General features: G+C 70.3%; 9 protein-coding genes. 2 read left to right on the forward strand and 7 right to left on the reverse strand.

Going from position 1 to position 9,003, the window contains the following annotated elements:
* The first annotated feature begins 220 nt into the window (after positions 1 to 220).
* The gene (locus CSC65_RS13800) at positions 221 to 430 is read left to right on the forward strand and encodes a cold-shock protein (protein WP_052630207.1); all 210 of its coding nucleotides are present in this window, start codon (positions 221 to 223) and stop codon (positions 428 to 430) included.
* 114 nt (positions 431 to 544) lie between these two features.
* On the opposite strand, the gene CSC65_RS13805 is transcribed toward CSC65_RS13800, so the two are convergent.
* Both CSC65_RS13805 and CSC65_RS13810 read right to left on the reverse strand, forming a co-directional pair.
* Positions 545 to 865, reverse strand: a complete 321-nt coding sequence (locus CSC65_RS13805) for a YkgJ family cysteine cluster protein (protein WP_162411158.1) — start codon at positions 863 to 865, stop codon at positions 545 to 547.
* Positions 862 to 1,530, reverse strand: a complete 669-nt coding sequence (locus CSC65_RS13810; RefSeq protein ID WP_162411159.1) for a class I SAM-dependent methyltransferase — start codon at positions 1,528 to 1,530, stop codon at positions 862 to 864. The genes CSC65_RS13805 and CSC65_RS13810 overlap by 4 nt, the downstream gene beginning before the upstream one ends.
* Before the next feature lie 324 nt (positions 1,531 to 1,854).
* On the opposite strand from CSC65_RS13810, the gene CSC65_RS13815 reads away from it, so the two are divergent.
* Positions 1,855 to 2,457, forward strand: coding sequence for a ferritin family protein (locus tag CSC65_RS13815; protein WP_162411160.1), 603 nt, complete (start codon positions 1,855 to 1,857; stop codon positions 2,455 to 2,457).
* Between the two features lie 309 nt (positions 2,458 to 2,766).
* Here CSC65_RS13815 and CSC65_RS13820 read toward each other — a convergent pair whose 3' ends face one another.
* The 5 genes from CSC65_RS13820 to CSC65_RS13840 all read right to left on the reverse strand — a co-directional run.
* Complete coding sequence (locus tag CSC65_RS13820; RefSeq protein WP_162411161.1) at positions 2,767 to 4,464, reverse strand: ATP-binding protein; 1,698 nt, start codon at positions 4,462 to 4,464, stop codon at positions 2,767 to 2,769.
* Positions 4,451 to 5,968, reverse strand: a complete 1,518-nt coding sequence (locus tag CSC65_RS13825) for an ATPase domain-containing protein (RefSeq protein ID WP_162411162.1) — start codon at positions 5,966 to 5,968, stop codon at positions 4,451 to 4,453. Before CSC65_RS13825 ends, CSC65_RS13820 begins: the two co-directional genes overlap by 14 nt.
* A gap of 238 nt (positions 5,969 to 6,206) precedes the next feature.
* Positions 6,207 to 6,515, reverse strand: coding sequence for a hypothetical protein (locus tag CSC65_RS13830; RefSeq protein WP_162411170.1), 309 nt, complete (start codon positions 6,513 to 6,515; stop codon positions 6,207 to 6,209).
* Between the two features lie 27 nt (positions 6,516 to 6,542).
* On the reverse strand, positions 6,543 to 6,941 hold the full coding sequence (locus CSC65_RS13835; protein ID WP_238390407.1) for a hypothetical protein: 399 nt from the start codon (positions 6,939 to 6,941) through the stop codon (positions 6,543 to 6,545).
* A gap of 202 nt (positions 6,942 to 7,143) precedes the next feature.
* A partial coding sequence (locus CSC65_RS13840; protein WP_162411163.1) for an autotransporter outer membrane beta-barrel domain-containing protein occupies positions 7,144 to 9,003 on the reverse strand: 1,860 nt, incomplete at its 5' end.

Here is a 9,003-nt window from a genome sequence, read left to right on the forward strand (position 1 = left end):
GCGGCGTCGCGCGGCGTGTGGCACATGAACGGAACCGGCGCTCCGGTTTGCTATTGCGCCGGCATGGGCATACCGTGGCGATGCTGAGTTACAAGGGTCACTCGAATCCGTGACCCGATGCCGTCGACATCGTTCCACTGCACCGTTGCACCCATTCCCTCCTTGCAGCCAGCGTCCTGCCGCATAAGCGGCTTTTTTCCATGCTCCAAGGAGATACACCATGTCCCAGACCCAGACCGGCACCGTGAAGTGGTTCAACGACGCCAAGGGCTTCGGCTTCATCACCCCGGAAAGCGGCCCGGACCTTTTCGTCCACCACAATTCCATCCAGTCCTCGGGCTTCCGCAGCCTGCAGGAAGGCCAGCGCGTGCAGTTCGTCGCCGTGCAGGGCCAGAAGGGCATGCAGGCCGACCAGGTCCAGCCGCTCTGACCGCAGCCTTCACCGGCTGATGGAAGCGGCCGTCCGGCGCAAGCCGGACATCCGCACGAAAAAGCCCGGCGCATGCCGGGCTTTTTTCTTGCCTGTCGCCGCGGCCATCGCCGTTCATTCCAGCTGCATCGGGATTCCCCGCGCGCGGTCGCGGCTGTAATCGATGCGCAGCGCCCGGCAGTGCGGGCCGTTCATGACGAAGCGCCGGCACGCCTCCGGGCGATGTTCGTAGATGCCACAGTTCATGTGTTCATGGTCCAGCGCCGCGCACCAGCCGGACGCACCCTGGGCCATGACCCGCACGCCGGTCGGCAACTGGGCGACCAGGTGTTCGGGGATGTCGTCCCCGGGCTGCAGCACCACCGTCAGCTGGCAGCACAGCGCGACACAGCGCTCGCACTGGGTGCCGGGCGTGGGCAGCGGCAGGCGGTTCATCCCGCCCCGGCCCCGACGCGGGTGTAGTGCAGCAGCCGGCCCCGGTATGGCGCCTCGTCGCGATCGTCCATCGGGCAGCGCTCCTCGGCCATGCCGAATCCACGCGCCTCCAGCAGGCGGCTGAAGCGCGCGCTGTTGCCGCGGCCCGGATCGGTCACCAGCACCTCCGCCGCCGGATACGCATGGCGGTCGACCACGCCGGCCAGCAGCGCGGCCTGGTCGGTCTCGTACAGCACGTCGCTGGCGATGATCAGGTCGAAGTGGCCCAGCGCCGGCAGCGGCGCGTCCCAGCGCAGCTGGCGGTAGTGCACCACCGGCAGCGCGTTGAGCGCGGCGTTGTAGGCCAGGAACGGTTCGGCCAGCGGATGCATGTCCGAGGCGATGACGTCGGCGCCGCGCTGCTGCAGGACCAGGCTGGCGAGGCCGATGCCGCAGCCCAGTTCCAGCACCCGCTTGCCGGCGATGTCGAAGCGCTGCATCGCCTGCGCCAGCAGGCGCCCGGCCGGCCACAGCTGGCCGAACAGGCTCCATTGCGCCGAGGAGATGCCGAGGCGGTCGGCATGCCCGTCGGGATCGGAGAACTGCTGCTTGTCGCTGAGCACGCGCAACCGCCAGGCGTGCCCGCCGATGGAGAGGGATTCATTGCGGGTGGTGTAACCGGGCATGGAGGCTCCCGTCAGGCGCCACCCCGCGAAAGCAGGATGGGACACGCATGAAAGGGAGCGAAGCGAGGGCCAGGCGAGTGCGGCGTGGCCGTGCGGAGCGCGCGAGGCAGGCCAAGGGACCTGCGCGCCCATCGTACTCCATGCGTCCCCCGACGAGCCGACGGGCCGCCTGCGCACCCGCGCGCGTGAACGCGCCGTGGAGGTTCAGGTCGTGCAACCCCCGAAGCCGGCGGCGTCGCGGAATTGACGCGATGTGCGCCAATTCGTCACACGGTCTCCCGCAGGCGCGGAGTACACAGAAGCCCCCCCGAGGAGGACACACCCATGGCGAAGAAAGTCGATTCCGCCCAAGTCACCGAACTGCTGCTGCAGGCGCTGGAAACCGAGCGCGGCGGCATCAAGATCTACACCGCCGCGATCAAGGCCGCGCAGAACGAAGACCTCAAGAAGGAATGGGGCGAGTACCTGGACGAGACCCGCACCCACGAGAAGGTGCTGACCACGGTCTTCACCGAACTGGGCCTGGATACCGAAGCCAGCAGCCCGGGCCGGGAGATCGTCGCCCATCACGGCAAATCGCTGGTGGCCGCGATCGAAATGGCGATCGCCAAGGCCACCCCGGAGGCCGCCGAACTGGTCGCCGCCGAATGCGTGGTACTGGCCGAAACCAAGGACCACCAGAACTGGGAACTGATCGGCCGCGTCGCCGACCAGGGCGGCCCCCACGCCAAGGTGCTCAAGGCCGCGCACGATGCGGTCGAACAGGACGAAGACCACCACCTCTACCACACGATGGGCTGGTGCCGGGAACTGTGGATCCAGAGCCTGGGCATGCCCGCGGTGCTGCCGCCGCCGGAAGAAGAGAAGAAGGTCGAGACCGCGATCGGCGCGGCGCGCGCCGAGCAGGCGCGCGAGGAATACCTGTAAGCGACGGACCGGGGCGCAGCCGCCATCCTTCGGCTGCGCTTCGCTGCCCATGCAGGCGGATGCAGCGGGCACGCTTGCGCTGGGGCAAGCGATACGCACGCCGATGGACCTGGCTCTCCTGGCCGCGGCCTGCAACGCTTCGGCGGGCGTTGGATATTCGGCGACGTGATCGCGCGTCGTTACCACGGGTGACGTGCGCGCCTGCCTGATCGCGACGGGAATCAGCTTCGTACCGAGTGCCGCCAGCGCCCCCGGCGTGGCCTTCCACCTTCGCATCGATGCCGGCCCCGCGTCCCTCACGCACCTCACTCACGGCGACGCAATGTGCTCCGCCGCCGGCCCCGCACCCCGCACCCGCGCGACGGCCGCGCGCAGGTCATCCAGCCCGTACGGCTTGCGCAGGATCTCGATGCCAAGTTTCGCGGCTTCGTCGCCACCGGCGCCGGCAAACCCGCTGGTGAGCAGCACCGGCAGTTCCGGCCGGCGCTGGCGGATCTCGCGGGCCAGGTCGATGCCGCTGGTGCCGCCGGGCATCATGATGTCGGAGAACACGAACGCCACCTGGCGGTTGTTGGCCAGCGCACCCAGCGCGGCCTTCGCGCTCGCCGCGTGGATCACCTCGTAGCCGATGCCGTGCAGCAGCTCCTCGACGAACGCGGCCACCTCGGCGTCGTCTTCCACCAGCAGGACGCAATCGGTCGAGCTGCCGGTTGCCTCGGCCACGTGCGACTCGATCCCGGCGCTGGCGGTCGGTGTCTGGTGCGAGCGCGGCAGGCGCAGGGTGATCGTCGCCCCCTGGCCGGGCTCGGAATCGATCGCCACCGAGCCGCCGGACTGGCGCGCAAACCCATAGACCTGGGCCAAACCCAGGCCCGAACCCTTGCCCACGTCCTTGGTGGTGAAGAATGGTTCGAACACCCGCGCCTGCACCTCCTCGCTCATGCCCGAGCCGGTATCGCGGATCGCCAGGTGCACGAACTCCCCGGTCTCGTTGATCGCGTCCTCCACGACGTTGCGGCCGCTGATGGTGATGGTTCCGCTGCCGGCCATCGCATCGCGCGCGTTCACCGCCAGGTTGAGGATCGCCAGTTCCAGTTCGCCCGGGTCGACGAGCACCGGCCACAGGTCCGGCGACAGCTCCAGCTGCAGGCGGATGTCGCCACGCAGGCTGCCGTGCAGCAGCTCGGCCATGTCGCCGACCAGCCTGGGCAGGTGGACGGTCTCGGGCCGCAGCGCGCGGCTGCGCGAGAACGCCAGCAGCTGCCGGGTCAGCCCGGCACCGCGCTGGGTGGCCTGGCGCATGCCGCGCAGCATCCGTTCGCGGCGCTCGGGGCGGTCGCTCATCTCCAGCATTTCCAGGCCGGCGGAGATGACCATCAGGATGTTGTTGAAATCGTGGGCGACGCCACCGGTCAGCTGGCCCAGCGATTCCAGCTTCTGCGTGTGGCGCAGGGATTCCTCCACGCGGGCGCGCTCGGCCATCTCGTCGCGCAGCTGCAGGTTGACCGCCTGCAGCTGCGCGGTGCGCTGTTCCACCAGCGCCTCCAGGCCGGCCGCCGCCGCCGCATGCGCCTCCATGAAGTCGCGGATCTCCAGCTGGCGCTTGCGCGCGCGCAGCGCCGCCTGCATCACGCTGACCAGGGTGATCGGCTCCACCGGCCGCTCGATCAGCGACACGTTGCCCAACCGCGCGACCTGGTCGCGGCGCCACGCGGTCACCTGCGGATGGCGGTGGCGGCTGCTGAGCATGGCGATGGGCAGGTCCGACCACGGCGGCTGTGCGGCGACCCAGCCGGCGAGCCGGTCCAGGTCATGGCCGAACAGGCCTTCCTCGGCCACGAACGCCGCGCCGGCGCCCTCGCCCAGGCCGGCCAGCAGCGCGTCGTAGTCCGCGCAGATGCACGCGACGATGTCCGCGCGGGCGAGCAGGTCGGCCACCGTGCTCGCATCGCGTCCGATCGGGGCCAGCACCAGTACCCGCCGGCCGATCTCCTCAGTCGCTTGCACGGGAGTCGCCTTGCAACAGGGGCTCCGCGCTGCCGATGTAGGAAGGTGTACCGGAGAAGATGCCGCTGAACTCGCGCAACGGCGGACCCAGCGACAGTCCCTGGTGGCTCAGGCCGAACTCGCGGATGGTGTGCTCGTGGTCGCCGCTGCGCTTCTTCACCACCGACAGCGCGCGCCGCACCACGCCGCCATGTTCGAAGTAGCGCAGCATCAGCACCGCGTCGCTGAGGTAGCTGATGTCCAGCGGCGTCTCGATCGGTCCGACCAGGCCGTGCTGGGCCAGCACCAGGATGGTCAGCACGCCCTGCTGGGCCAGGTAGCTCAGCAGCTCGTGCATCTGCAGGATCAGGAAGCGGCCGTCCGGCATCGCGTTGAGGTAGCCGTTGAGGCTGTCGATCACCACCACGCGCGCGTGGTCGCGGTCCACCCGCTGGCGCACGATCGCGGCGAACTCGCCCGGCGACATTTCCGCCGGGTCGATCTGCTGGAACAGGATGTGCCCGCTGTCGATGGCTGGCTGCAGCGGTATGCCCAGCGTCCGGGCGCGCGCCTCGATGGTGCCGCGGCCCTCATCGAAGGCGAAGATCGCCGCCATCTCGCCGCGCTGCGCGGCGGAGATGGCATAGGTCAGCGCCAGCGACGACTTGCCCACGCCGGCCGCGCCGATCAGCAGCGCGTTGGTGCCGCGCTCCAGTCCGCCGCCCAGCAGCCGGTCCAGCTCGGCGTTTCCGCTGGGCGTGAACTCGCCGACGAAGGTGGCGTGATGCTCGGCCGCGACCAGGCGCGGGTAGATCTGCAGGCCGCCCTGCACGATCTTCATGTCGTGGAAGCCGCCGCGGAAGCCGATCCCGCGCATCTTGACCACGCGCAGGCGGCGGCGCTCGGAGCCGTAGTCGATGGCCAGCTGCTCCAGCAGCACCACGCCGTGGCAGATCGAATGCAGCTGCAGGTCGTTCTCCTGCGAGCTCATGTCGTCGAGCATGATCACCGTGCACTGGCGGCTGGCGAAGAAGTGCTTGAGCGCCAGCACCTGGCGCCGGTAGCGCAGCGAGTTCTGCGCCAGCAGGCGCAGCTCGGACAGGCTGTCGATCACCACCCGGGTCGGGCTGGTCTCGGCGATGCGGTCCAGGATCAGCTTGGTGGTCTCGGCCAGCTCCACCTCGGCCGGATGCAGCACGGTGATCTCCCGGCCCGGATCGAGCGTGGTCTCCGGCGGCACCAGCTCGAAGATGTCCACGCCGGCCAAGTCCCAGCCATGGCGGTTGGCGACCAGGTGCAGCTCGCTCTCGGTCTCGGACAGGGAGATGTACAGCACCCGCTCGCCCTTGCGCGCCCCCTCCAGCAGGAACTCCAGCGCCAGGGTGGTCTTGCCGGTGCCCGGCCGACCCTCGTAGAGGTACATGCGGTTGGCGTCGACGCCCCCACCGAGGATGTCGTCCAGTCCCGCGTTGCCCGTGGAGATCCGCGAGACGTTGTCAGTCGTGGCGCTGGAACCGCTTTGCATGGTGACTCCTTTGTCCTGCCCGGATCCGCAGCGGCGTCCGCTGCTGGACCCTCGATGCCGGTGCGTGCCAGGCGGGAGACTCCCCACCGCCGGTCGACCGTTGCGGCGCGACCCGGGTGCATGACCCGGATAACGGGGGCCCCGTGTACGACGTCGGTGTCCCGTTGACGACTATGAACGGGCAGGCGTGAAGGCGGCATGGGCGCCGCGCGACACGCGCCGATCGTCGCAACGGGCGCTACAGCCGCTCCACCGCGCTCGCGCGGATCAGCACCGTGTCCTGGCGGAAGCGCCGTTGCAGGTCTTCGCGGTAGGCCGCCCACCAGCCGTGGTCGACGTGCTCGGCCATCACCTCCAGCAGCACGACCTCGTCGCGCTGCACCGCGCCGCGGTCGTCCTCCCATGCTCCCGCCGCGGGCGAACGCAGGAACGCGGTGACGCCACCGAAGCGTTCGGTAAGTTCGGTGCGGACCCGGTCGTAGAGCGCCTTCGGGAAGGCGCTGCCGGCGTTGTCGTAGAGCGGAAGGAAGAGCTGGACGAGGTGCATCACGGATGGCCTGTTGCGCGGGATGTCTCAGCCGCCGGCCAGGCCGCCGCCGGCGCGGCCGGGCAAGGCGCCCTTCTTCTCCGCGTCCGGGTCGTCCAGGTCACCGACTTCGCTGTCGACACCGGCCTTGGGATCGGGACGGCCAGCGTTGTCGGTTTGACTCTGAGCGCCAGGCTTCTTTCCGTCCTGCGGCGTGGCCTGCGGCCGCGGATGCGGCTTCTGGTCGCCGCCGACCGGACGGTCATGGCCGCCCTGTTCGCGGCGCACCTGCGTTTCCGACGCCGACGGCTGCCGGCGGTGGTCTTCCAGTGCGCTGTCCTGGCGCTGCTCGGCGGTGTCCTGCTGCGCCTCCCGGTCGGTCCGGCCGTGCGTGCCGGCCGTGCCAACGCTCTTCTGCCCGCTGCGCGTGCCGCTGTCGATTCCCATGGGAGTTCCTGGTGGGCGCGGCGATGTGCGCGCCCGGCCACCCTCGCAGACGACGCGTTACCGCACGCGCGTTCCGGCGTGAAAACCCGCTTTACGAATGACCGCTGCACGACCGGCGTCGCGACGGGCACCGCGATGCCGGCGCATGGCGAAGCGACGCGCGCGGCAGGCGCGACGCAGGAACAGCGGGGCAAGCCCCGCCCTACGGCGCCAGCGTCGCCCTCGCCGGGCGCAGGTCCGCGCCCAGGTCGCGCTGCAGCAGGACCGACCAGGCGGTGTCGTCGTAGCGTCCGCCCAGTGCGCGGGTGCCGTCGAAGGTCCAGCGCCAGCCTGCACCGATGTCGCCGGCCAGCGCCACGCGCAGCGCGCCCTGGCTCTCGTCCCACGGCGCGTCCAGCGCGAAGGCCGCCTGCGGCGTGCCGGCGAACGCGGCGCGCACGGTCGCGTCATTGCCGCCCAGCCACTGCCGGTAGCGCAGGTCCAGGTCCAGGCCGATGCGGCCGCGCCTGGGCAACATCCAGTCCTTCGCATAGCGCACGCCGGCCAGGCCGGACCACGCTTCCCGCGATGAAGCCCCGGCGACCAGTTCCAGTCCGGTCGAACCCTGCTCGCGGAACGCGTCGCCGTGTTCGCGCACGTAGTCCATGCCCACGAATGGCGACACGCGTCCGCCGCCGACCTGCAGGTCGCGCCGCGCTTCGCCATACATCCGCCCCTGCCGCAGCGTGCGCTCGGACCCGGCCAGCGAAGACCGGCCCACGCCCAGTTCGATCGGACGCCGCACGAGCAGGTCCGCATCGACATACGAAGCGATGGCGGTCGCCTGCCAGCCGTCACCGCCATAGCGCGCGTGCACGCTGGCCACCGGCGTGCGCGCATCGACCACGCCGCCCATGCCGTCGAGCTGGGTGCGCGAGTCCAGCTGCGCCACGCTGCCACCGACCTGCCAGGCCGCGTCGAGCCGCCAGGTCTGCCCCGCGCTGAATCCGCCGCTGGACTGCCAGCCGCCGACGTAACCCACGTTGGCGATGGGTTCGGCCCAGCTGCCCTGCGCCTGCACCGCGGGCAGCGCATCCAGCTGCCGCTCCAGGTGCAGCGACAGGTCGGTCAGTTGCCGGTCGAGCATCCGCGGCGCCAGCGCGTGCGCCTGGCCGGACAGGCTGTCGAACGTGCGCCGCGCCTGGTCGATCGAATCGAGGTGCTGGATCGCCGCTGCCGATTCGAGGAAGCGCTGCTGCGCCACGTCCAGCCCACCCGGTGGACGCCCGGCCAGGCCATCGCCGATGCGGAACGCATCGTCCAGGCGCGCGCCGACGCCCACCTGCAAGGCGGTCGCGCCCGCCGCGACCATGGCGCTGGACAGCGACACACGCGTGGCATCGAAGATCACCTCGTTGGCGGTGTAGCGCAGGCTGCCTTCCAGGAACAGCGTGCGTGCGCCATTGAGATCACGTCCCCACGCGACGAACGTGCCGCTCACGCCGCCGTCGGCGCGCAACACCTGGATCGCCGATGGCGCGGTCGGCAGCACCCAGCCTTGCGAGGTGCCGCCGGCCAGCAGCAGCGCGCCATCGAGGGCGGCGCTGCCGGTGACCTGCAACGGGTCGCCGAGCACGGCGACCATCGTCCCGGTCGCGCCCTGCGTGTAGTTGCCCTCGATCCGGCGCGGGCTGTCCTTCGCGCACAGGTTCAGGCCGGTGCCGCAGCGATGGCGCAGGTTGAGCACTTCCTCGTTGACCACGTTGCCGCGCACCGTGCCGGTCAGCCACAGCTCGCTGGTGCCCACGAAACCCATGCCGGTGAAGTCGTGATGGACGAACACATCCGAGACCAGCGTGTCCCACACGACCAGCGAGGTCCCGGCGATCTCCGTCTTCCTGAAGCGGTAGTCACCGTCGGCCAGGTTGACCCACCCGCCGCCGGCAGCGCCGCCATGGACGAACAGGTTGAAGTCGCTCTGCCGCCCCCCGGTCATGCCGAACTCGGGCCAGGTCAGCGGATACACCGCCTCGATCGTGCAATCGGCGGTCACCGGTGCCGGACACAGCACGCTGGCGACGGG

The organism is Pseudoxanthomonas daejeonensis (genome assembly GCF_010093205.1).
Classification (GTDB): Bacteria; Pseudomonadota; Gammaproteobacteria; order Xanthomonadales; family Xanthomonadaceae; genus Pseudoxanthomonas; species Pseudoxanthomonas daejeonensis.